The 21,421-nt window shown below is 65.0% G+C and carries 25 protein-coding genes; 7 read left to right on the top strand and 18 right to left on the bottom strand.

Going from position 1 to position 21,421, the window contains the following annotated elements:
* Positions 1-41: 41 nt before the first annotated feature.
* The 4 genes from pstS to pstB are packed head-to-tail and all read left to right on the top strand — an operon-like array spanning position 42 to position 3,961.
* Positions 42-1,166, top strand: coding sequence for a phosphate ABC transporter substrate-binding protein PstS (gene pstS, locus A5775_RS14685; protein ID WP_067253368.1), 1,125 nt, complete (start codon positions 42-44; stop codon positions 1,164-1,166).
* A gap of 51 nt (positions 1,167-1,217) precedes the next feature.
* Positions 1,218-2,261 carry a phosphate ABC transporter permease subunit PstC gene (pstC, locus tag A5775_RS14690; protein WP_067253370.1) on the top strand — a complete coding sequence of 348 codons (1,044 nt, stop codon included), beginning with the start codon at positions 1,218-1,220 and terminating at the stop codon, positions 2,259-2,261.
* Positions 2,258-3,172 carry a phosphate ABC transporter permease PstA gene (gene pstA / locus A5775_RS14695; protein ID WP_067253371.1) on the top strand — a complete coding sequence of 305 codons (915 nt, stop codon included), beginning with the start codon at positions 2,258-2,260 and terminating at the stop codon, positions 3,170-3,172. The genes pstC and pstA overlap by 4 nt, the downstream gene beginning before the upstream one ends.
* Before the next feature lie 12 nt (positions 3,173-3,184).
* Positions 3,185-3,961 (top strand): phosphate ABC transporter ATP-binding protein PstB, encoded by a 777-nt coding sequence (gene pstB / locus A5775_RS14700; RefSeq protein ID WP_067253372.1) that lies wholly within the window; start codon positions 3,185-3,187, stop codon positions 3,959-3,961.
* Positions 3,962-4,133: 172 nt separating this feature from the next.
* On the opposite strand, the gene phoU is transcribed toward pstB, so the two are convergent.
* The 5 genes from phoU to A5775_RS14725 all read right to left on the bottom strand — a co-directional run bounded on the left by phoU (position 4,134) and on the right by A5775_RS14725 (position 10,105).
* Positions 4,134-4,802, bottom strand: coding sequence for a phosphate signaling complex protein PhoU (phoU, locus tag A5775_RS14705; protein WP_067253377.1), 669 nt, complete (start codon positions 4,800-4,802; stop codon positions 4,134-4,136).
* A 59-nt stretch (positions 4,803-4,861) separates the two neighbouring features.
* Positions 4,862-6,940: an LCP family protein gene (locus tag A5775_RS14710; protein WP_067253379.1), complete on the bottom strand. Its 2,079-nt coding sequence runs from the start codon at positions 6,938-6,940 to the stop codon at positions 4,862-4,864.
* Positions 6,941-7,155: 215 nt separating this feature from the next.
* A complete protein-coding gene (gene dusB, locus A5775_RS14715) occupies positions 7,156-8,289 on the bottom strand; it encodes a tRNA dihydrouridine synthase DusB (protein WP_067253381.1) in 1,134 nt (377 codons plus the stop codon).
* Between the two features lie 7 nt (positions 8,290-8,296).
* The gene (locus A5775_RS14720; protein ID WP_067253383.1) at positions 8,297-9,319 is read right to left on the bottom strand and encodes an acyl-ACP desaturase; all 1,023 of its coding nucleotides are present in this window, start codon (positions 9,317-9,319) and stop codon (positions 8,297-8,299) included.
* Positions 9,320-9,490: 171 nt separating this feature from the next.
* Positions 9,491-10,105 (bottom strand): TetR/AcrR family transcriptional regulator, encoded by a 615-nt coding sequence (locus A5775_RS14725; RefSeq protein WP_156660699.1) that lies wholly within the window; start codon positions 10,103-10,105, stop codon positions 9,491-9,493.
* 67 nt (positions 10,106-10,172) lie between these two features.
* Between A5775_RS14725 and A5775_RS14730 the strand changes: the two genes are divergently transcribed.
* On the top strand, positions 10,173-11,246 hold the full coding sequence (locus tag A5775_RS14730) for an oxygenase MpaB family protein (RefSeq protein WP_067253385.1): 1,074 nt from the start codon (positions 10,173-10,175) through the stop codon (positions 11,244-11,246).
* 79 nt (positions 11,247-11,325) lie between these two features.
* Here the strand turns inward: A5775_RS14730 and A5775_RS14735 are convergent, their stop codons facing one another.
* Genes A5775_RS14735 through A5775_RS14745 form a run of 3 tightly spaced genes read right to left on the bottom strand, consistent with a single transcriptional unit; the run spans position 11,326 to position 12,525 of the window.
* On the bottom strand, positions 11,326-11,529 hold the full coding sequence (locus A5775_RS14735) for a zinc transporter Slc39a7 (protein ID WP_067253386.1): 204 nt from the start codon (positions 11,527-11,529) through the stop codon (positions 11,326-11,328).
* 43 nt (positions 11,530-11,572) lie between these two features.
* Positions 11,573-11,980 (bottom strand): metalloregulator ArsR/SmtB family transcription factor, encoded by a 408-nt coding sequence (locus A5775_RS14740; protein WP_156660700.1) that lies wholly within the window; start codon positions 11,978-11,980, stop codon positions 11,573-11,575.
* Positions 11,981-12,024: 44 nt separating this feature from the next.
* Positions 12,025-12,525 (bottom strand): nucleoside deaminase, encoded by a 501-nt coding sequence (locus A5775_RS14745; RefSeq protein WP_067253390.1) that lies wholly within the window; start codon positions 12,523-12,525, stop codon positions 12,025-12,027.
* Positions 12,526-12,642: 117 nt separating this feature from the next.
* Between A5775_RS14745 and A5775_RS14750 the strand changes: the two genes are divergently transcribed.
* Positions 12,643-13,542, top strand: a complete 900-nt coding sequence (locus A5775_RS14750) for a class I SAM-dependent methyltransferase (RefSeq protein ID WP_067253393.1) — start codon at positions 12,643-12,645, stop codon at positions 13,540-13,542.
* 267 nt (positions 13,543-13,809) lie between these two features.
* Positions 13,810-15,342 (top strand): toll/interleukin-1 receptor domain-containing protein, encoded by a 1,533-nt coding sequence (locus A5775_RS14755; protein ID WP_082953022.1) that lies wholly within the window; start codon positions 13,810-13,812, stop codon positions 15,340-15,342.
* Between the two features lie 352 nt (positions 15,343-15,694).
* Here A5775_RS14755 and A5775_RS14760 read toward each other — a convergent pair whose 3' ends face one another.
* The 10 genes from A5775_RS14760 to A5775_RS14805 all read right to left on the bottom strand — a co-directional run bounded on the left by A5775_RS14760 (position 15,695) and on the right by A5775_RS14805 (position 21,396).
* Positions 15,695-16,027 (bottom strand): hypothetical protein, encoded by a 333-nt coding sequence (locus tag A5775_RS14760; protein WP_067253399.1) that lies wholly within the window; start codon positions 16,025-16,027, stop codon positions 15,695-15,697.
* A gap of 12 nt (positions 16,028-16,039) precedes the next feature.
* Positions 16,040-16,753 carry a hypothetical protein gene (locus A5775_RS14765; RefSeq protein WP_156660701.1) on the bottom strand — a complete coding sequence of 238 codons (714 nt, stop codon included), beginning with the start codon at positions 16,751-16,753 and terminating at the stop codon, positions 16,040-16,042.
* 133 nt (positions 16,754-16,886) lie between these two features.
* Positions 16,887-17,072: a hypothetical protein gene (locus tag A5775_RS14770; RefSeq protein WP_067253406.1), complete on the bottom strand. Its 186-nt coding sequence runs from the start codon at positions 17,070-17,072 to the stop codon at positions 16,887-16,889.
* Positions 17,072-17,920, bottom strand: coding sequence for a phage major capsid protein (locus A5775_RS14775; RefSeq protein ID WP_067253409.1), 849 nt, complete (start codon positions 17,918-17,920; stop codon positions 17,072-17,074). Before A5775_RS14775 ends, A5775_RS14770 begins: the two co-directional genes overlap by 1 nt.
* 150 nt (positions 17,921-18,070) lie before the next feature.
* Positions 18,071-18,553: a hypothetical protein gene (locus tag A5775_RS14780; RefSeq protein ID WP_156660702.1), complete on the bottom strand. Its 483-nt coding sequence runs from the start codon at positions 18,551-18,553 to the stop codon at positions 18,071-18,073.
* A complete protein-coding gene (locus A5775_RS14785) occupies positions 18,550-18,882 on the bottom strand; it encodes a hypothetical protein (protein ID WP_067253412.1) in 333 nt (110 codons plus the stop codon). Before A5775_RS14785 ends, A5775_RS14780 begins: the two co-directional genes overlap by 4 nt.
* Positions 18,875-19,135: a hypothetical protein gene (locus A5775_RS14790; RefSeq protein ID WP_156660703.1), complete on the bottom strand. Its 261-nt coding sequence runs from the start codon at positions 19,133-19,135 to the stop codon at positions 18,875-18,877. Before A5775_RS14790 ends, A5775_RS14785 begins: the two co-directional genes overlap by 8 nt.
* 223 nt (positions 19,136-19,358) lie before the next feature.
* On the bottom strand, positions 19,359-20,756 hold the full coding sequence (locus A5775_RS14795) for an AAA family ATPase (RefSeq protein WP_082953023.1): 1,398 nt from the start codon (positions 20,754-20,756) through the stop codon (positions 19,359-19,361).
* Positions 20,753-21,052 carry a DUF2742 domain-containing protein gene (locus A5775_RS14800; RefSeq protein WP_197512588.1) on the bottom strand — a complete coding sequence of 100 codons (300 nt, stop codon included), beginning with the start codon at positions 21,050-21,052 and terminating at the stop codon, positions 20,753-20,755. The genes A5775_RS14795 and A5775_RS14800 overlap by 4 nt, the downstream gene beginning before the upstream one ends.
* A complete protein-coding gene (locus tag A5775_RS14805; protein WP_156660704.1) occupies positions 21,049-21,396 on the bottom strand; it encodes a hypothetical protein in 348 nt (115 codons plus the stop codon). The genes A5775_RS14800 and A5775_RS14805 overlap by 4 nt, the downstream gene beginning before the upstream one ends.
* Positions 21,397-21,421 lie beyond the last annotated feature (25 nt).

Raw genomic sequence — 21,421 nt, forward strand, 5'->3', positions numbered from 1 at the left:
TGACAAGGGATGCGTCCGGAACGTGTCAGAAAGCGAGAGCGGTGAAGCTCGACAGGCAGGGCAGGGCGCTGGCCGCGGTGCTGTTGGCGGCGGCACTCGGAGCCACAGCGCTGGCCGCCTGCGGCAGCGATGAGAACCGCCGCGGGGCCACGGTGCCCAACATCACCGGCGGCCCCGGCACCGCGGGGTGCGGCGGCAAGAGCAAGCTGACGGCGGAAGGCTCGACCGCCCAAGCGAACGCGGTCACGGTCTTCAACCAGGTGTGGGGCCAGTACTGCCCGGGCAAGGGCCTGGCCTACAACCCGACCGGGTCGGGCGCCGGCCGCGAGCAGTTCATCGCCGGGCACGTGGATTTCGCGGGGGCCGACTCTCCGCTGGTGGCCGAACAGATCGGCCCCGCCGCCAACCGGTGCGGCGGCAACCCGGCATGGGACCTGCCCCTGGTGTTCGGTCCGATCGCGATCACCTATAACCTGCCGGGGATTCCGGGCCTGGTGGTCAGCAGTGACGCGGTGGCCAAAATTTTCACCGGCAAGATCACGGCGTGGAACGACCCCATCTTGGCCGGCCTCAATCCGGGTGTGGCGCTGCCTGACACCAGGATCACGCCGATCTACCGGTCCGACTCGTCGGGAACCACCGACAACGTGCAGAAGTATCTGACCGCCGCCGCACCGCAGAGCTGGGCCAAGGGAGTCGGCACGGAATTTCAGGGAGGCGTCGGCGAGGGTGCGGCGAAGTCGTCCGGGGTCATTCAGGCGGTGCGAACCATTCCGGGCGCCATCGGATACGTCCAGAAGGGTTTCGCCGACCAGGCCGGCATGTCCTACGCCAAAATCGCCACCCGCGGCGGGGTGGTCCCGCTCACCAACGACACGGCCGGAAACGCCATCAAGGCGGCCAAATTCCTCGGCGAGGGAAACGACCTGTTGCTCAACCTCAACGCCATGTACGGCTCGCAGGAGCCGGGCGTCTACCCGTTGGTGCTCGTCACCTACGAGATCGTCTGCTCCAAGGGTTACGACGCCGAGACCGCCGGGGCCATCAAATCGTTCCTCTCCGTGGCCGCCACCAGCGGGCAAGCCGAACTGTCCTCGGCCGGTTACATTCCGCTGCCCGATAGGGTCAAGGAGAGACTGGTCGCCGCGATCGACGCGCTGCAGTGACCAGGTGAATCGGGTTCCAAGGAGCGACGGCAGAACTGTGGCGGGATCGCAGTGACGGAATCTTCAGGGCCAAACCCCATCGACGCAGGCTCGGGCTCGGTCCTCGCCGCGTCATTGCCCGAGTCGCCGACGACGCCCACCAGCCCCTGGGGCGAGGGGCGATCGCATGCGGGAGACCGGCTATTCCGTTGGCTCGCGCAGGCCTCGGGCGCGCTGATCATCGCGGTGATCGCCGCGATCGCCGCGTTCCTGTTCGGGCGAGCGGCACCGGCGTTGCAGCGCAATCGCGAGAACTTCTTCAGCTACGGCGGCAATTGGGTCACCACCGACACCTCGGCGATGCACTTCGGGATCGCCAGCCTGCTGCCGGTCACCGTATTCGTGTCGCTGTTCGCGTTGACCCTGGCCATGCCGGTCGCGCTGGGCGTGGCGCTGTTCGTCACGCAGTACGCACCCCGGCGGGTCGCGGTACCCCTGGCCTACGCGGTCGATCTGCTGGCCGCGGTGCCCTCGATCATCTACGGCGCCTGGGGGCTGTACGTGTTGGCGCCGCAACTGCGCCCCGTCGCCACCTGGCTCAACCGCTCCCTGGGGTGGTGCTTCCTGTTCGCCGACGGCAACGCCTCGGCCGCTGGTGGCGGCACCATCTTCACCGGCGGCATCGTCCTGGCGGTGATGATTCTGCCGATCATCACCGCCGTCACCCGCGAAGTGTTCGTTCAGACACCGCAGGACCAGGTCGAAGCCGCGCTGGCGCTCGGCGCCACGCGGTGGGAAGTGGTCAAGACCGTCACGCTGCCGTTCGGGCGGTCGGGCTACATCAGCGGCGGCATGCTGGGGCTGGGCCGCGCCCTGGGCGAGACGGTCGCGCTGCTGATCATCTTGCGGGGTACCCAGTCGGCGTTCGGCTGGTCGCTGTTCGACGGCGGCTCCACCTTCGCCACCACAATCGCGGGCGCCGCCGCGGAATTCGACGACCGATTCAAGACGGGCGCGTACATCGCCGCGGGGTTGACGCTCTTCGTGCTCACCTTCCTGGTCGATGCCCTGGCCCGGGGTGCGGTCGCCGGGGCGGGCCGAAAGGCCGCCCGATGACGTCGATGTTGGACCGCCCGCTCAAGCCGCGGACGTTCTCACCGGTCTCCCGGCGCCGTCGTATCGCGAACCGTGTTGCGACGGTGCTGGTTTCGCTGGCGCTGCTGGTGGCCGTGGCGCCGCTGGTGATGGTGCTGTGGTCGGTGACCGTCAAGGGATTCAAGGCGATCACGTCAACTGTGTGGTGGTCGCACTCGCAAGCCGGGATGACGGCCTTCGTGACCGGTGGCGGCGCCTATCACGCGCTGGTCGGCACCGTGCTGCAGGGATTGGTGTGCGCCGTCATCTCCATCCCGATCGGTCTCATGGTCGCGATCTATTTGGTCGAATACGGTGGGGGCACCGCGCTGGGCCGGCTGGCCTCTTTCATGGTGGACATTCTGAGCGGCGTGCCCTCGATCGTGGCGGCGTTGTTCGTCTATGCGTTGTGGGTGGCCACGCTGGGCCTCCCCCGGTCCGAGTTCGCGGTGTCGCTGGCGCTCGTCTTGCTGATGCTCCCGGTGATCGTTCGCGCGACGGAGGAAATGCTGCGGGTCGTTCCGATGGACCTTCGCGAGGCCAGTTATGCGCTGGGCATCACCAAATGGAAGACCATCGTCCGGGTAGTCATCCCCACCGGGCTGTCCGGCATCGTCACCGGGATCTTGCTGGCGATGGCCCGAGTGATGGGGGAGACGGCGCCGCTGCTGATCCTCGTCGGCTATGCCCAGTCGATGAACTTCAATGTCTTCAGCGACTTCATGGGGACGCTGCCAGGCATGATGTACAACCAGACGTCGGCCGGCGCGGGCCTCAACCCCATCCCCACGGATCGGTTGTGGGGTGCCGCGTTAACCCTCATCCTGGTGATCGCCACGATCAATATCGTGGCTCGAGTGATAGCGAAATTCCTTGGCGCCAGAAAGTCATAGGCAGGAGCAGTAGTGGCCAAACGGTTGGACCTCAAGGGCGTCAACATCTACTACGGGCCGTTTCACGCCGTCGCCGAGGTGACGTTGACGGTTCTGCCGCGCAGCGTGACGGCGTTCATCGGTCCGTCGGGTTGCGGCAAGACGACGGTGCTGCGCACCCTCAACCGCATGCACGAGGTGGTGCCCGGCGGACGCGTCGAGGGCAGCGTGCTCCTCGATGACGAGGACATCTACGGCGCGGGCGTCGACCCGGTCGGTGTGCGCCGGGCCATCGGGATGGTGTTTCAGCGGCCGAACCCGTTCCCCGCCATGTCAATTCGCGACAACGTGGTGGCCGGCCTGAAGCTACAAGGTGTGCGCAATCGCAAGGCGCTCGATGAGACGGCCGAATACTCGTTGCGCGGGGCAAACCTGTGGGACGAGGTCAAGGATCGGTTGGACCGGCCCGGTGGTGGACTGTCCGGCGGCCAGCAGCAGCGACTGTGCATCGCGAGGGCCATTGCCGTGCAACCCGACGTGCTGCTCATGGACGAGCCCTGCTCGGCGCTGGACCCGATCTCGACGATGGCCATCGAAGAGCTGATCGGCGAGTTGAAGCAGGCCTACACCATCGTCATCGTCACCCACAACATGCAGCAGGCTGCCCGGGTCAGCGATTACACCGCGTTTTTCAACCTCGAAGCCGTCGGAAAACCGGGGCGGCTGATCGAGGTCGACGACACCGAGAAGATCTTTTCCAACCCGAGCCAAAAGGCGACCGAGGACTACATCTCCGGCCGCTTCGGCTAGCCCGAAGACGAAGCAGCTCGCGTAGCGAGGTGTGAGGAGTCGGGCGATTCGACCTAGCCCGAAGACGAAGCAGCTCGCGTAGCGAGGTGTGAGGAGTCGGGCGATTCGACCTAGCCCGAGGACGAAGCAGCTCGCGTAGCGGGGTGTGAGGAGTCGGGCAATTCGACTCAGCTCACTGCGAGGGGGGCTTCGCTTCTTCCTCGGGCAGCCTGCCGGTTGCCTGGAAAATGACGCGCCTGGCCACCTCGACGGCGTGGTCGGCGAAACGCTCGTAGAAGCGACCCAGCAGCGTCACGTCGACGGCCGCCGCCACGCCGTGCTTCCATTCACGGTCCATGAGCACCGAGAACAGGTGCCGGTGCAGGTCGTCCATCGCGTCGTCTTCTTCGCGGATCCGGGCTGCCTTTTCCGGGTCGCGAGACAACACCACCTCTTGGGCGCTGTTTCCCAATTCCACTGCAATGCTGCCCATTTCGGCGAAGTAGCCGTTGACCTCTTCGGGTAGGGCGTGCTGGGGATGGCGTCGACGGGCGATCTTGGCGACGTGCAGCGCCAGCGCGCCCATCCGGTCGATGTCCGCCACCATCTGAATGGCGCTCACGATGGACCTCAGATCACCGGCCACCGGTGCCTGCAATGCCAGCAGCACAAAGGCGCTTTCCTCGGCGCGCGCACTCATCGCGGCGATCGCTTCGTGGTCGGAGATCACTTGTTCGGCCAGCAACAAGTCGGCCTGTAGCAGGGCCTGGGTTGCGCGCTCCATGGCGATTCCTGCCAAGCCGCACATCTCGCCGAGCCGCTCAGATAACTCCGAGAGTTGCTCGTGGTAGGCGGTTCGCATGTCGTCAAGGATACGTTCCCCGCATCCGAGACCCGCAGCGGAGCGCCGCCAAAAAGCGCCTATTCGCAGGTGGTGTCGGCCGCGTTGGTCACCGTGAGGTCCTCGGGCAGCTTGGCCGGCGCGTTGCTCGAACCGCGTTCGATCTGCAAACTCATCGGCGATCCGCTGGGCGAGGGAGCGCTAACCGACTCGAAATCGGGGCCCAGTACCACCTGCACGACCTGCCCATATCCGGAAACCCGCTGGACCTTGGCGTTGGCGAACGAGGACGCCACGGTGGCCGCGGCCTCTTCGTTGCCGGGCGAGAACAGCACCGTCGTCGCGGTCACCGAACTCGGATAATCGTCGGGCGTCATCACGTTGAAGCCATCCCGCTTGAGCTGGGTGGTTGCGGTCGCCGCCAGGCCTGTCTGCGTGGTGGCGTTGGAAACCCGCACCGTCACACCGCTTGGTGAGGTCGTCGTGACCTGCTGGTGTTGGGCCTCCGGCGTCGGGGTCGGCTTCCTGGTGGTGGGCGCCTTCGACGCGCCCGTCGTCGAACCCGAACCAGGAGATGCGCTCAAATTCTTTGCGTTCTGGTCGTTTTCCTCGGGCAGCGGATCGTCGTTGATGATGGCGTCGAACAGTGCCCGCATGTCGGACATGCGCGGTGGCTCGTCGCCGTTCTCGTCGGTGACGCCGGTCGGCACCGTCACGAACGTGACGTGGCCGGCCGCCATCCCCTGCAACGACTGACCGAGCTGGACCAGGTCCTTGGACTTCACGTTGTCGACGACCGTGTCGCTGATGAACATGTTGACGACGTTGTTGAGCTTGTTGAGGTCAAGCAACGTGTCTGCGGAGATCAGCGACCTCAGCAGCGACGACAAGAACAACTGCTGGCGCTTGATGCGGCCGTAGTCCCCGTTGATCTCCGTGGTGACCTGGCGGGCCCGCACGTAGTTCAACGCGGTGGAACCGTCGAGGACCTGGCGCCCGCGCTGTTCCAGTACGGTGCCTAGCTCGTAGTCGTGCAGCGGCGTGCTCGAGCACACCTCGACGCCGCCGAGGGCATCGACCATTTTCGCGAATCCGGAAAAGTCGACGGCCATGAAGCGGTTGATGCTCAAACCGGACAGTTTCTGGATTTCCTTCACCAAACACTTCGGGCCGCCGAAGGCGAACGCCGAGTTCAGTTTGGTCTCGGTGTAGATCATCTTCGGTCCCCACGTCTGCGTCTTCGCGTCGTAGAGCGGGCCGTACTTGCCCGTAGCGGGGTTCCAGGCCTCGCATTGCAGCGGGGTGATCGCCAGGTCGCGCGGGAACGACACGGCCACCACGCGTTTGCGGTTGGCCGGGATGTTGACCAGCATGACGGTGTCCGAGCGGGCGCCGTCGGCGTCGTCGGTGTCGCCGGCGCCCATGTTGGCGTTGTCGCCGGCGCGTGAGTCGAGGCCGACGATCAAGAAGTTTTCGTCGCCGTACTGCCCATTCGCGTCGCGGATGTCATCCGAGTGCGGGTCGAGCGCATTGACCGTGTTGAGCCGGGCGTTCTTCGATGTGCTCCACTGCCATGCCCCGCCGGTCATCACCAGGGCCAGCACGGCGGCCAGCGCCGCGACCGAGCGCCCGGCCAGCAGCATCGGACGGCGGCGTTTGGGCTCCTCGGCGGCCATGTCGACGGCGCCGGAGCGCTGCTCGTCGGGCTCGTCGTCGTTCGGGTAGTCGGCGGCGATGAGCTCCCGGAGTTCGGAGACCGCGTCGAACGAGTAGGCCAGGTCGTCGATCACCTGTGTTTTCTGCAGCTCGAGTGGCGGTTCCGGCTCGGGGAACTCGGGCTCGGCCGGCTCGACCTCCGGGGCGGCGCGGCGGTGGATGGGCCGGTCGGGGGCGCCGATTTTCGCGATCAGGTCGGCGACGCTTACCCCGCCCCCGGCGTGGCTTCCGGCCTGTTCGGTGTCGTCTTCCTGCGGGTGGGCGGGCTCGATGGCGGCCTCTGGCAGCCATCGGTGGACGTTGTCGTCGGGCGGTGGTTCGGAGAATCGTTCCCAGGGAGCGGCGCTCAAGCTGGGCGACGGGCCCGCTGGAATCGGTTGGACGTGAGCCTCGCCCGGTGCGTGCCGACCGTTACGAGTGGCGTCGCGCTCGCCGTCACTCATGTCCTACCGGCCTCCGAAGCTCTGATGCAGACGTCATCGTGTCCGTGCGTAGCGGCAGCGCAGCGCAGCGCCGCATTCTCGGCGCTGCGGGCCGTGCCAACCGTGTTCCGTCGCGCTCGTGCGGCGGCGTGAAACTCTTCCGTCATCCAAGCGCATGCAACAAAGCCCACATCGTACTGAGTTATCGGCCCGGAAGCGATCTCGAGCCGGTCGGCTCAGCCGCCGGAGTGCATGACGTCGGCGCCGGCCGGCACGGTGCAGTCGTCGGGGTCGTCCAGCCACCCTTCTGGTAGCACGACGCGGGCGGGTGAACCCTGCCGGCCCCGGGGCCCGTTCGCCTCGTCCGGGAACGGCACCGTCGCGTCCAACCGGTCGAGCAGGCCGTCCAGCTCGTTCAACGTCTTGACCATCGCCAGCGCCCGGCGCAGCTCGGAGCCGGCGGGAAAGCCGTGCAGGTACCAGGCGATGTGCTTGCGGATGTCGCGCATGCCCTTGTCCTCGCCGAAGTGCGCGGCCAGCAGCTGCCCGTGCCGTCGGACGATATCGGCGACCTCGCCCAGCGTGGGCGGTGTGGGCGGCGGGCTGCCGGTGAAGGCGGCCGACAGCTCGGCGAAGAGCCACGGCCGGCCCAGGCAGCCGCGGCCGATGACCACGCCGTCGCATCCGGTCGCGGCCATCATGGTCAGCGCGTCGCTGGCGTCGTAGATGTCGCCGTTGCCGAGCACCGGGATCGTGCGAACCTGCTGCTTGAGGCGGGCGATCTCGTCCCAGTTGGCGGCACCGGAGTAGCGTTGCGCCGCCGTACGGGCGTGCAGCGCGACCGCCGCGGCACCCTCGGCTTCGGCGATGCGCCCGGCATCGAGGTGCGTGGGATGCTCGTCGTCGATGCCGATGCGGAACTTGACGGTCACCGGTATCTGCGTGCCCTCGGTGCCGCGCACGGCCGCGGCGACGATCTGGCCGAACAGCCGCCGCTTGTAGGGCAGCGCCGAGCCGCCGCCGCGCTTGGTGACCTTGGGAACGGGGCAGCCGAAATTCATGTCGATGTGATCGGCCAGGCCTTCGTCGGCGATCATCTTGGCGGCCGCGTAGGTGGTCGCGGGGTCGACGGTGTAGAGCTGCAGCGAGCGCGGCGACTCTTCGGCGGCGAACGTGGTCATGTGCATGGTGACCGGGTGACGCTCGACGAGGGCGCGGGCCGTCACCATCTCGCAGACATAGAGTCCGCTGACGGTGCCGACCTTGGCTTGCTCCAGTTCACGGCACAGCGTCCGGAATGCGACGTTGGTCACGCCCGCCATCGGTGCCAGGACCACCGGGCTGGCGAGCGCGATGGAACCGATGCGCACCGCTTGCTTACCGCCGGCTCATGACCAGCTTGCCCGCGGTCTGATGCAGCTCGAACGCGGTGGTCCTCTTGCCGGTACGGGCTTCCCGCTCGAGCTGGCGATGCTTGGACACCTCGAACTTCTCGCAGGCCTGCTCGAGCTCCTTGATCAGCACACCGAGGTCGTCGCGCATCGCCGCGGCCTCGCCGGTGAAGTCCTCGCGTTCGAAGATGCGCCACTTCTTCAGCACCGGCATCACCACGTCCTCGAGGTGGATGCGCGGGTCATACACACCGCCGACGGCGATGAGCACGGCTTTGCGGCGGAACTCGGGGACCTGGTAGCCCGGCATCTGGAAGTTGCGCAGCACCTTGTGCAGCGATCTCATCGCCTGGTTCGGCGAAGCTTCGAAACCCGCGTCGCTGACGTCGCGGTAGAAGATCATGTGCAGGTTCTCGTCGGCCGAGATCTTGGCCAGCAACTGGTCGGCGATCGTCTCATTGCAGGCCTTGCCGGTGTTGCGGTGCGAAATCCGGGTGGCCAGCTCCTGGAACGTCACGTAGATGACCGAGTCGAATAGGCTTTCGGCGAACAGATCGGCTCGAATCTGCTGGTTCTGGCCCGGGCTGAAGCCCCGGTTCACCACCTCGATGCGCAGCTTCTCCAGCTCGACCGGGTCGACCGCGCGGGTCACCACCAGGTAGTCGCGCAGCGCGATGCCATGCCGGTTCTCCTCGGCGGTCCAGCGGTTGACCCACTGTCCCCATGCGCCGTCCATGCCGAAGTTCATCGCGATCTCGCGGTGATACGACGGCAGGTTGTCCTCGGTCATCAGGTTCTGCACCATCGCCACCTGGGCGAGGTCAGACAGCTGTGATTGACCTGGCTCCCAATCCTGCCCGCCCAGCGCATAGAAGTTCTTGCCGTCCGACCACGGGATGTAGTCGTGCGGGTTCCAGTTCTTGTGCATGCTCTCGTGCCGATTCAGATACTTCTCGACGAAGGGCTCGAGTTCGTGCAGCAGCTGTAAGTCGGTCAGCCCGGCTGACATACGGCCTCCAGTTATCTGTGTCGATGGGTAGCAGTCAATATATCTGTGTACTTCAGTAGCAGCAAGTTCCTCGTCTGGCGTGGCCGGTCACGGTTTGACGTCGGTGATCGGGCCCCCGCTGTCGACAGTCTCCGTTCTACGGCTTGCCGATGCGGCGCGAATGAAAACCCGCTATTGCGACTTGCCGAGATCTCCAGCGGGGACATAGGGCGCCGCCGTGATGTACAGCATGTTGATGCAGTAGTCGATGAACTGTTTGCGAGTCGCCCCGAGCTGCCCATGCAGGTAGGCGGTGAACAAGCTCGACAGGCCACCGATCAGGCTGGTCGCGATCATCTTCTGCAGCACCGCATCGCCAATACGGGACAGCTTGCGCTGTAGCAAATCGATGAAATTGGGCATCCACTCCGCGCCCGACCGGACCAGCACCGGCTCCACCGCGGGCGCCAGCAACAGCACGCGCCCGCGCACCGGGTCATCCACCATCAACTCGACGAAGCGTTCGACGGCCTCTCGCGGGGTCGTCGCCGACGTCAGGGTGTTCATGGCGCGCGCGCAGACATCGTCGTAGACCGCGCGCACGAATTCGTCACGGTCAGCGAAGCTTTCGTAGAAGTAGCGTTCGGTCAGCGCGGCCTCGCGGCATACCGCGCGCACGGTCAGCGCCGGCCCCCCGGAACCGCCGAGCAACTGCACACCGGCGCTGATGAGGTTGTCACGGCGAAGCGCGAGTCGACTCTCCAAGGGGACGCCGGTCCAGCGGCCCCGTCGTTGACCCGTCTGCACATCGCTCCTAAGCTGAAAACTGACAACGGTTGTAGTCAAAAATCTAGATACCTACAGGAATCCAATAGTGACTCAAGATACGTCCGCATCGCACCCCCTGACCAGCGACGTCGCACGCACCGACGAGAACGGCACCGCTGAGCAGTCGATTTCGGCCGGGCGACCCGACGGGTCCGACGGTGTCACGGGCGGCTGTCCGGTATCGCCGCTGGGCTACGAGGCCCCACCCGCGCCGCTGGGGCCCGATTCCCTGACCTGGCGGTACTTCGGGGATTGGCGGGGCATGCTGCAGGGCCCCTGGGCCGGATCGATGCAGAACATGCACCCACAGCTGGGCGCGGCGGTCCTCGACCACTCCACGTTCTTCCGAGAGCGCTGGCCGCGGCTGCTGCGCTCGTTGTATCCGATCGGGGGAGTCGTTTTCGACGGTGACCGCGCCCCCGTCACCGGCGCCGAGGTGCGCGACTACCACACCGACATCAAGGGGGTCGACGACCGGGGCCGGCGCTACCACGCTTTGAACCCGGACGTCTTCTACTGGGCGCACTCCACCTTCTTTATGGGCACCATCCATGTGGCCGAACGATTCTGCGGCGGGATCAGCGAGGCGCAGAAACGTCAGCTGTTCGACGAACATGTCGAGTGGTACCGCATGTATGGCATGAGCATGCGGCCGGTGCCGAAGTCGTGGGAGGAGTTCCAGGTCTACTGGGACCACATGTGCCGCAACGTACTGGAGAGCAACGAGGCGGCCCGGGCCGTGCTCGATTTGAGCGAGCTGCCCAAACCCCCGTTCGCACAATGGATTCCGGACTCACTGTGGGTGGCACAACGCAAACTGATGGCCCCGTTTTTCGTCTGGCTGACCGCCGGCCTCTACGACCCGCCGGTGCGAGAGCTGATGGGCTACCGATGGTCGCGCCGCGACGAGTGGTTGCACCGCCGCTTCGGCGACCTCGTCCGTGCCGTCTTCGCTGTGGTGCCGAGCAGATTCCGTAAGCACCCTCGGGCGCGTGCGGGCTTGGACCGCGCCAGCGGGCGCATCCCGCTCGATACCCCATTGGTGCAGACTCCGGCGCGCAACCTGCCACCCGTCGACGAGCGCGGCGACCCCAAGCACTACTGCCCGATGGTGTCCTGAGCCGTACGACGATGCAGCCCGCGAAGCGGGGTGAGGAGGAGTACGGCAATTCTGTCTTGCCGTTCTGGCGCTGCCCGCGCTAGACGTGGGCGTGAAGGTGAACTTCCTCCAGCCCCACCTGGTGCACGTGCTGATGGATGTGTTCGGTCCCGTCGGCGTGCGCGTGGGAGTGCTCGTGCTCGACGTGGTCATGCTCGTGGGATGTGTGCGCGTGGGCGTGCGTCACGTCGCCGTGCTGATGCTCGTGCGCGTGTGGCGCGTCGTGGGTGTGCTCGTCGTTCATTCGTGTTCCTCCTTGCGTGAAATACCTTGTGCTTCCGGCTCGCTCAGCGGCTGCCGGTGCGCTGTCGGTTCGGTGGGGGCGAGGATTCGGCTACCGCCTTCAGCGCGCTGTCGCCGCGGTGATGACCGGGAACCCCGGGGCCGGCGTGCTCGGCGTTGAAAACTGCATCGATGACGAGCTGGCGGACATGGTCGTTCTCCAGGCTGTAGAAGATCGTGGTGCCCTCCCGGCGGGTGCGGACCAGGCGTGCCATCCGCAACTTCGCGAGGTGCTGGGAAACCGACGGCGCCGGCTTGCCGACGTGCTCGGCGAGTTCGTTGACCGACATCTCGTGGTCCGTCAACGACCAGAGCACCTGCACGCGAGTGGCATCGGCCAGCATCCGGAAAACCTCGACCACCAGCCCGGCCTGGTCGTCGGGCAGACGACCTTTGCTACTACCTGCATGCATACGCAGATAGTAGCGCAAGGCGGCACGGCTGCCAAGGGTGCGGTTCAGGCCGGCGGGACGACCGTTGTCTGGCGCCGTCCGCCATTGCGCTCGTTCCACAGCCGGTAGACATCGATCGCGCCTTCGTGCGGGTCATAGCGCATCGGCAGGCGCCGCCGGTCCCACTCTTTTGCGAATTCGTTGTAGAACGTAGACAACTCGAAATACCTGCGGTCATCGGCGTAGAACTGCTCGTAGCTTTCGCGGGTGGTCAAAAAGACGACCTCCCTGGGCGAGCAGTAGTACAGCGAGCCGAGGCACATCGGGCAGGGGTGGGCCAGCACGTAGATTGTGGTGTCGACGAGATGCTCGGTGCCCAGCTTCATGCAGGCCTCGCGGATGGCGAGGATTTCCGCGTGCGCGGTCGGGTCGTTCGTTTGTGCCACCTGATTGGCACTCTCGGCGAGGACCTCGCCGTCCTTGACGATCACCGTGGCGAACGGGCGCCCGCCTTCGGTCACATTTCGGCGAGCCAGTTCGATCGTTCGTTGAGCGAAGTCGGTCACGGGTCCTCCGGTGTGGACAGGAGCAGATAGGTCGGTGAGTAGCCGCGCGAGGTCGATTTCAGCCCTGTGATACTAACTAGATTATCTATCTTTTTCGGACCTGGTTAAGGGGACGTCATGGCGCGCACCGATCGTGATCGTTGGGACCTTGCGACCAGTGTCGGGGCGACCGCGACCATGGTGGCCGCCCAGCGGGCGCTGTCGTCGGACGCGAAGTTGATCGACGACCCGTATGCGGCGCCGCTGGTGCGCGCGGTCGGGATCGACGTGTATGTCCGGCTGGTGAACGGCGAAATCGCGGGCGGCGGGAACACGGAGTTCGATCCGCAGCGGATGGCACAGGGAATGGCCTGCCGAACCCGCTTCTACGACCAATTCTTTCTGGACGCGACCCGCAGCGGCATCGGCCAGGTGGTGATCCTCGCGTCGGGCCTGGATTCCCGCGCCTACCGCTTGCCCTGGCCGGCCGGGACCGTCGTCTACGAGGTCGACATGCCAGAGGTCATCGAGTTCAAGACCCTGACCCTGGGTGACCTGGGAGCCGAGCCGACCGCCGAGCGGCGCACCGTCGCCATCGATCTGCGCGACGATTGGGCCTCGGCTTTGCGGGCCGCGGGATTCGATCCGCAGGCGCCCTCCGCGTGGAGCGCCGAAGGCTTGGTGGTCTACCTGCCGGACGACGCCCAGGATGCGCTGTTCGACAACATCACCTCGCTGAGCGCCCCGGGCAGCCGGCTTGCCTTTGAATTCGTGCCTGACACTGCCGTTTTCGCCGACCCGCGGTGGCGCGCCCATCACGACCGGATGAGCGAACTCGGATTTGAGATCGACTTCAACGACCTCGTTTATCACGGCCAGCGCAGCCATATCGTCGACCACCTGAACCAGCGCGGCTGGCAGACCTCGTCGCAAACGGTTGCGGAATTGCATGCGGCGAACGGGTTCGTTTACGCCGACGACGACGTCGCCGCGGCGTTCGCCGATGTGACGTACAGCAGCGCTGTACTCGGGCGATGAGCGATCGTCGACTGCGTACAGCCGCGGCGGTGCGGATTTGGTGCCCCCACTAGGACTCGAACCTAGGACCTGCGGATTTATAGTCAACCCGTCCCGTCGGTTGCCAGCTAATCCCAAATGGCGCTGCTCAGCTGCTAGTACCAACCCTGTCGCGGTTCGCTGATTCTCGTTGATTTTGATTGCTTTTCGTTCATTAACGGTGAATTTGTGGCGGGTCGCATAGGGTCTTGGTCGTCGCGTTGAGCGGATAACAGGGAGCAATCAAAGGTGGCAACCGAAGAGCCGGGCAAGCATGTGTTCATTTCATATGTGCACGAAGACTCTGAGCAGGTCGATCAGCTATGTGCGGTGCTCGAGGCGGTGAATATCCCGTACTGGCGAGACCGCTCGAAGCTGGGCCCGGGCGATGAATGGAAGGTGAAAATCCGCGAGGCTATTCGGTCGGGATCGATGGCTTTCCTCGCGTGCTTCTCAGACCAATCGCGGGCCAAAGATAAGTCGTACATGAACGAGGAGCTGACGATCGCCACCGAAGAATGGCGTCTGCGCCCTCCTGGACGAACCTGGCTGATACCGGTCAGATTCGATGACGGCCCGGTGCCGGAGTGGGATCTCGGCGCAGGCAAGACGCTTTCCGATCTCAACTACTCCGACCTATTCGGAACGGCTGTGATGCCGAATACAGCGCAACTGGTAGACAAGATCAAAGAGGTGATGGGTCTGACGTCCGCGCTTGATCCGCGGGTTGTCCAGACCTCAGTGGAGGAGTCCGCTACCTCAGATCGCCCGGCGATTCTTCGTCGCCTGACAAAGGAGATGGTGCGGGATCGCTCGCGAGATATCGAGCTTGACGACCTGGTCAATGCCGAGCTAGCCCGAGCTCTTGCAGCCATACGAGACAGCGACCGGTTCCCCACGTCGTCACCCGGCGGCTCGGACAGCGAGATAGCTGTTCATGGCGCCGGCAGAGCCAACGATTACTGGCAACTCGTCCAACCGTTCTGCTGGTCGCTGCAAGTGGCAGCTAGGTATGGCGAGCCAGGCGCGCTAAGGCCGTGGTCCAACGGGATGAGAGCGTTGAGCGCCGAGGCATACAAGCTCGCTGGCGGTCACACCTACCTTCTTCACCTGCGGTATGTCCCGGCGCTCATCACTGTATTCGTGGCCGCGATGTCGGCCGCCGGTCAAGGCAAGTGGTCGAACTTCAAAGCATTAGTCGTGGATCCGAAAGTGACGGACCGAAGTCGTAGTTTCGGTGATTCATCAAAGCTGTCGCTAGTTGAGGCGGTAAACCCTTACAAGCCTTTCGATTCCGAACTCATAAGCCAGCTTCTCGTTAACGCGTTGGTGATGGGCAAAGGCTTTGCCGATGCACAGGAGGCCCTCGATCGGCGTGAGGGCATGCACTACCACACGCCAGTCCCGGACTGGCTCCACCGAATACTCAGGCCGATTTTCAACGAGCAGTTCCCGGACGACGAGGAATACGACGATGCCTTCGACCGGACCGAGGTCATGCTCGGCATTGTGGATGAGGACCTGGCCAATGAGCGATTTAAGGATCAGCCGACGCGGCCGTTTCATTCGTCCACCATGTGGTTCGGCCGAGCTGGATGGCGATCGAGACACGACCGAGATGATCCTGTCCGGACGCTAGCCGACGAATTAGCTGCCGACGGTGCTGGTTGGCCTCCGCTCGAGGCGGGTTTGTTCGGCGGATCAGTCGAGCGCGCCAACACAGCCATCAGCCAGTACCAAGACAGCTTCGAGAAGTACCGAAGTAATTCCAGATTCTGGTGATCCTGCGCCCGGGAGTCAAGCGAACCAAACACAGCCCGCACGGGAGGGGCGTCCAAGGCCCCCTCCCACCCCCGGCGGACACCGACAAGGTACTGGTGCCCAAGGTTTCTACGGGTCTGGGACATTCGGATGTCGACGCATCGGCGGCAGTTTCCGACACAAATCGGTTGGGCCTCGGGGCACCGTTTTTAGGTCTCCGGACCGTACAAGTCAGAATCACCAGTGCCTTGTCGGCGTGGCGCCGGACCCGGGTCGGGGTGGTGGCCCGTGGGCCAGGCGATGACCGCGCCGTCGGAGCAGCCAGGAGACGCGCCTATCCAGGCCGCCAGCACCCGCCCCGGCAAAGTTCTCGTCACGTATACGGGGTGAACATTTTGCGGAGGAAGTCGACGATTTGTTGCGGCGTTTTGGCTGGCAATTGCCCGTCAAGCCGCCAAGGTGCGGAGAGTGCGGCAGCCACGGCGAGCAACCCTGCTACCAGTTTCTCGGCGCTATCTCTGTCCACATACTTGTCATCGCCGAGGGCATCATCAAGAAGTTGCTTAGTTCCCGGTCCGTCGCCTTCTTCGAGAAGGTAGCTATAGAAGATATCCAACGCTTGGTTGGCGGCGGCGTACTGATCAGGCCGAAGAGGCCATTGACGTCGCGATTCGTCGGCGTCGTCGACGTCGTCGTCGTTGCTCATGGCCAAATTGTTTCATGAGGGCCTGGAAGGCACGATCGCTTCGCCGCGGTAGGTGTGGCCGTCGATGGTGACGACCGATGTCCGTACCCAGGCACGAAGGTTGGTCATCGCTTGCAACCAATCGGTTCTGAGGCGTCGCAGATCGTCGGATGTGTCCGTCCAGTACAGGCGTGGGGTGGCGGTGAAGTTGGTCGCGGCGTCGGCGGTTACGGCTTGCGCGTAGAGGTCAGCGATGTGTGTCGGGTTGGTGAGTGGGATTGTTTCGGTGGCTGTCCAGTAGCCGAAGACCATGAAAGCAATTGGGCTGGGCGGGAAGAAAACGCCAAAGCGGTTGAAGCTCTTGATGGTTGCTGTTCCTCGTGGGCTCTGGCCGGTGATGCGGCGGCGTGCCTTTCGGTAGCGTAGGAACGGGCACGCGGCTGCGGAGTAGAGCACACACGAGTGGTGCGCCGGCCCGAAGGCTTGCGAGAACAGGTGCCCATAGAGGTAGTTCCGGTCTGTCTCGGTGCTGACCACGTAGCCGGGAGACGCGAGTGGATAGCCGCACAACCAGCAGCGGCCCCGGATGGCGAGTATTCGCACCTTGCGCGCGTCGACGCTGAAGATGGGCTTGCCGTCGACCCAATGGGATGCGGCGTGGGAGGGCAGGCCGCGGAATGCTCTGGCGCGCTGGTGGTGTAGATCAGGCATATCCGCGAGCCAGGGCGGCGGTGCCGGCGGGTGCATGGTGTCTCCTGGTGTGGCGGCGGCAGGGCGCAGGTGTCGGCTCGGGCCCGAAAGGAGCAGAAAGCTCGCCGTCGTGGCCGGACCTTGCCCGTGTTGGCGGCGGGTTTGACGCCCGTGCCGCCGCCGGTCTTTGTTAGTCGACGATGGTTGCCCAGCCGTGGCGTTGCCAGTGTTCGGCGACGTCGGTGGGGACGCCGGTCAGTGTGCCGCCGCGCTGCTCGCCGTCGTGGTAGACGAGGTGCGGCTCGTTGACGTTGACGGTGACGGTGCTGTGGTCGCTGGCTGGTGTGCGTCGCTGGCGCTTCGTTGTCATGGTCATCAGGTCGTCGCAATCTTGACGATGGCCGCCGGGTTGGGGAAGCCGAAGCCAGCGCGCAGGATCGCCCGCACGGCAACGCGATCCGAAGTGAAGAACACGGAGCGGTCTTTCTCGACCACCGCATCTTGGCGGAGGATGAAGTACCCGAAGGCCTTCGGGATGCCCCACACGACATTGTTTGTGGTGGAGACGTATGGCGATGTGAGCAGCGGGATTCCGAGGATCTGCCGTCGCCCGGGCATCGTTGGATCCGCGCCGAGCAGCGGCACGTTGGAGTCGGCCGAGGTGTATTGCTTGACCTTCGCCAGGGCTTGCGCGGTTGCGGGATTGGTAACCCACGCGGTGATCTCGCCGTTGTGCTGCGCGGACGTGTAGATCGCGTCGCTGAACGGGTCCACATTGGTGTAGGCGCTGGCTGGGCCGCTCACGGAGGTGACCCCCGAAACACCGGGCAGGCCGCCAGGCCCGTTCGTCGTCGTGGCGGTGAACAACGCTTGGTCGACCTTGCGGGTCAGGTCGCGGACGATTCCGTCACCGACCGCTTGCGCGGCCTCGGGTGTGCTGTCGTTGGCGAGTTCGGATGAGATCACCGACAGGGCAGCCAGTTTCGACGGGGTGATGTCCAGCTCGTCGAGTGTGGCGTCGCTGGCGGCGATTTCGGCGCCTTCGGCCGTCCAGCTCGCCGCTGGGTCAGCTGTCACCAGCGGCACTCGATACGAGTGGGTGGTGATGGGGATGGTGGTGAGGACTTGGCCAGCCACGGACTGCTGAATTAGCGGCTGGATGACAAGGTCGCCCACCTGGGCGGGCGTGAGGATCGGCGCGAACGTCGATGTCGTAGAAGCCATGAGTAAACCTCCAAGGCGATAAATGCGCTGTGTGCGCGACGGATTCGATGTGATCCGGTCACTCGCCTGGAGTTCAGCCGGTTGGGCGCCTGGCCCTCGCTGTGACGTTTCGGCCCGGTCCTGCCGACGCTCCGAACGTCATTTGCGATTCTAGCTGCCCAAGACGTCAGACCAGGCGGCGCCGCGCTGCGGTGGCGGGGGCGCGTATTGCCCGAAGTTCGCCCAGCGCGGGCCAGCGGGTCTCGGCTTGCCCAGCCGGGGGCGCTCCTCGAGGAGAGTGCCGGCCGCGAGGCGCAGCATATCGGCATCGAGTTGTCCGTTGTCGTCGTAGAAGTCGTTCACGTCGATTTGCCCGATGTCGAACAGGTCGGCGGGAACGTCGAGCAGGTCGGACACCGCTGCTTCGCATTCGCGCCGCTGGTAGCCCTGCACGCGTTCGGTCAGCGCGTCGCGTTCGGCCTCCACTTCGCGGAGCTGGCGACGCCACCGCGCGGCCTCAGAATTTGGCGAGGTGTCAGGTGAGTCATCCTCGGGCGCTTCCGGTTCGGCGGCGGGATTCGTCGTCGGATCTACATCGCTGTCGGGGCCGGCGGCTGGGGTGCTCGGGTCCGTGGGGTCGGTTGGTTGAGTCATGGCTGTACTTCCTGGTTTTCGAGTTGCGGCCAGCGGCGGCGGCGCACCAGCGCGGAGGGGAATGAGACTTTGGTGGTGAGGTCGTCGGGCGCGGTGTAGCCCAATGAGGCGAGCAAGGTCTTTTCGGTGTCGGTGGCCGGCCGCTCGAAGTAGTCACATTGATAGCCGGTCGTCTCGTCCCACTCGTAGCGCCATGTGACGCCCTCGGCGCAGAAGTCGGCGTGCTGGGTGCTGTCTTCGGCGCGCTGTAGCTCGTCGGGCAGCGGCGCGGCGAACGCGAGCCATCCGCGCGGATCGGGCTGCGGTACTTGGGGCGGTATGTCAGTCATCTGCCTCTCCTGTTTGTCGGCGGGTCGCTTCGAGCCAGATCACAAGGCGTTCTTCGACGTCGATATCGAAATGGGTCAGTGTCGCGAAGAGGAAGCCGCACAGCTGTAGGGCGACGGAGTAGGGGTCGCAGTTGCCGAGGAGCACTGCGGTGGCTGCGGTGTCGTCCCGGTAGAACGACTGGGCAAGGAGCACCGCGTCGAGTGGGGCTCGGCGGGTGAGCGGATTGTCGGGGTGTCCAAGCGGATTCGTCATGCTTCGGTCCTCTCTGGGGGGTGGGTGGGCTCGCTGAAATCACGTGGGGCATACGGTCGGCCGTCACCGCTGCCGATGCCGGCGGCGGCGCGGTCGACGCAGGGGATTCGGCGGACGCGGCCATCTGGCTTGGTACACCAGTGACCCGGTAGTGCGCCGCAGTTGGGGCAACTCGCCGACAAAGCGTCTGTGTCGGAGTAGGCCGCCCAAATCGCTCCTCTCATCAGCTCGCCCCACCTCCTACGGCGGAGTTTGCTGAGCAGGTGTCGTGGTGCCCCATCGTCGGGATGTGCCAGCCGCATTCGCGGCAGCGGCCGGCGCCGGGGGGCGACTGGAAGTTGGTGCGGCGATGGTGGCCGTGGACGGCCGTCAAGTGGCGGTGCCGCGGCATGGCTGCCGGGGTGGGCGCGACCCCGTTTAGACGGCTCGCCTCGGCGGGCTCCGAAGGTGGCAGATCTTCCGAAGGTGGCGAAGGTGGCACGCTAGGTGGCATGCCTTCTTCGGTGCCACCTTCGCCACCTTCGGGTGTTTTGGTGCCACCTTCGGGCGGTGTGCCACCTTCGTGGCTGATAGCCCAGACCCATCCCTCGCTGAGTCCACTTGCCTTGCGGCTCTCGATTCGAGGCTGCCGATGGCGCCGTCGTGCATCCTTGAGTTCTTGGTCGCTGAAGCCAGCGGATCTGCCCGCTTTGAGGACGTCGGAGGCTTTGGCTTCACCGCCTTCGCGGCTGAGGTAGTCGAGTAGGAAACGCTTTGCTGGGTTGCCGCCGGGCTCTTCGCCGACTTCGGCATTTGCGGCCAGGTGCTCGCGGGCGGTCCGGTCGGACGTACCGGCGTAGACGAGTAGGGGAACGGTGCCGTCGTGCTCCTCACACGGCGTGAAGTACGGGACCGGGTTGATGGTGAACCGCGACGCGGGCAAGGGGGCTGCGCTGTTGGCCTTCTCCGGGCCGATCAGCAAGCTGCCGTCGTCGTCGCTCTGGGCGTAGAGCGTCATGCGCGCTTTCTTGCGGAGTTCACCGGTGGCTCCGTATCGGTCGCGCGGGTTGCCCGACATGATGCGGTTGGTGTGCGTCACGAGCAGCACAGCTGCGTCTGTGTAGGTCGCGAGTTCCTTCCAGGGGTGAAGTGCTTGGCGGGCCTGCTGGGGATCACGCACGGACAACATGGCGGGCACGGTGTCGAGCCAGGCGTCGACCACAAGTAGTGCGGGGGGTGGGTCGGCTTGGGCAATGAGATGGATGTCGCGCGGGAAAACTGGGGCGCCGCTGCCGTCGTGGTCGGTGCAGATGACGCTGATGCGATCGAGGTCGGCGCCGGCCACGACTAAGCGGGGTAGGACGGTGTCGGACCAACCATCTTCAGTGCAGACGATCATCACGTCAGCGGGGTCACGGGCTGGAATCCCGAACTCTGGAAGGGCGTTCCCGGTCGTGATCGGAGCGGTGAACCATACCCAGGCGAGGCTTTTTCCGATGCCCTCGTCTCCGACGAGCAGGCTGACTGCGGCCTTGGGGATCCGGTTGCGTGCCAGCCAGCGCGGCTGGGCCGCAGGTTTGAGATCGCGGGCGCGCCATACCCGCGGCATCTCGACGACTGGTGTGGTTTCGCCATCCATCATGCGACCCGCCTAGGGATGTAGATCCCGCTCCGCTGACGGCTGCTTGACGCGAACCTCGGCCAGTCGGCCGCGGCTGAAATATCCTGCGACGCTTCGGAAAGTGCGGCCTGTGCCGTGTCGACACGCAAAGTGTGATGTTGTGCCGCGTCGTAGATGGCGGCGAGTTTCGCCGGGTCGCCTTCAGCGAGGTTCTGCCAGGTGAGGGTGCCGGCCATTGGCCAGCACCCCACATCCGTCAGCAGTGGTTGGACGAACTGGTGAACGAGCCACCAATGCACTTGGCGCGAGTCGATCACCGATCCTCCCCGCTGTAGACGTTGGCGATGCGCCGAGGGGAAAGGGTTGTGCCGTCGCAGGCGGTTCTGATTGCGTTTCCGAGCTCGTTGTAGAGCAAGGTCGCTTCATCGATCCGCAATTCATAGTCGGCGTCGGCTTGGTCGACACCGCCGTGAGCGTGAACAACCACCTTAGGGGCCGGATCAAGAACCTCGTCGTACCGGAGCCCGATACCCAGCACGGTCACAAACTCCGAGATGAGCCTGCGGTCGTACCCCTTGAAGCACTTCAGCGAGTCGGCAGTGGCCGGGACGTAAACCAGGCCGCTGAAGTGCTCACGTCGGTGGACCTCGTGGGCGTCCATGTCGTTTTCACACCAGCTGAACTGG

The sequence above is a fragment of the Mycobacterium sp. 852002-10029_SCH5224772 genome (assembly GCF_001667315.1).
Classification (GTDB): domain Bacteria; phylum Actinomycetota; class Actinomycetes; order Mycobacteriales; family Mycobacteriaceae; genus Mycobacterium.

What these genes read in the sequence shown, in the direction of transcription:
- pstA (WP_067253371.1), top strand. Translation starts at nt 2,258, where the DNA reads ATGACGTCGATGTTGGACCGCCCGCTCAAGCCGCGGACGTTCTCACCG.
- A5775_RS14720 (WP_067253383.1), bottom strand. Translation starts at nt 9,319, where the DNA reads ATGTCAGCCGGGCTGACCGACTTACAGCTGCTGCACGAACTCGAGCCC.
- phoU (WP_067253377.1), bottom strand. Translation starts at nt 4,802, where the DNA reads ATGCGAACCGCCTACCACGAGCAACTCTCGGAGTTATCTGAGCGGCTC.
- A5775_RS14795 (WP_082953023.1), bottom strand. Translation starts at nt 20,756, where the DNA reads ATGATGGATGGCGAAACCACACCAGTCGTCGAGATGCCGCGGGTATGG.
- A5775_RS14780 (WP_156660702.1), bottom strand. Translation starts at nt 18,553, where the DNA reads ATGACTCAACCAACCGACCCCACGGACCCGAGCACCCCAGCCGCCGGC.
- A5775_RS14750 (WP_067253393.1), top strand. Translation starts at nt 12,643, where the DNA reads ATGGCGCGCACCGATCGTGATCGTTGGGACCTTGCGACCAGTGTCGGG.
- A5775_RS14710 (WP_067253379.1), bottom strand. Translation starts at nt 6,940, where the DNA reads ATGAGTGACGGCGAGCGCGACGCCACTCGTAACGGTCGGCACGCACCG.
- A5775_RS14740 (WP_156660700.1), bottom strand. Translation starts at nt 11,980, where the DNA reads ATGCATGCAGGTAGTAGCAAAGGTCGTCTGCCCGACGACCAGGCCGGG.
- A5775_RS14805 (WP_156660704.1), bottom strand. Translation starts at nt 21,396, where the DNA reads ATGGACGCCCACGAGGTCCACCGACGTGAGCACTTCAGCGGCCTGGTT.
- A5775_RS14785 (WP_067253412.1), bottom strand. Translation starts at nt 18,882, where the DNA reads ATGACTGACATACCGCCCCAAGTACCGCAGCCCGATCCGCGCGGATGG.
- A5775_RS14760 (WP_067253399.1), bottom strand. Translation starts at nt 16,027, where the DNA reads ATGAGCAACGACGACGACGTCGACGACGCCGACGAATCGCGACGTCAA.
- A5775_RS14735 (WP_067253386.1), bottom strand. Translation starts at nt 11,529, where the DNA reads ATGAACGACGAGCACACCCACGACGCGCCACACGCGCACGAGCATCAG.
- A5775_RS14775 (WP_067253409.1), bottom strand. Translation starts at nt 17,920, where the DNA reads ATGGCTTCTACGACATCGACGTTCGCGCCGATCCTCACGCCCGCCCAG.
- A5775_RS14790 (WP_156660703.1), bottom strand. Translation starts at nt 19,135, where the DNA reads ATGACGAATCCGCTTGGACACCCCGACAATCCGCTCACCCGCCGAGCC.
- A5775_RS14770 (WP_067253406.1), bottom strand. Translation starts at nt 17,072, where the DNA reads ATGACCATGACAACGAAGCGCCAGCGACGCACACCAGCCAGCGACCAC.
- A5775_RS14765 (WP_156660701.1), bottom strand. Translation starts at nt 16,753, where the DNA reads ATGCACCCGCCGGCACCGCCGCCCTGGCTCGCGGATATGCCTGATCTA.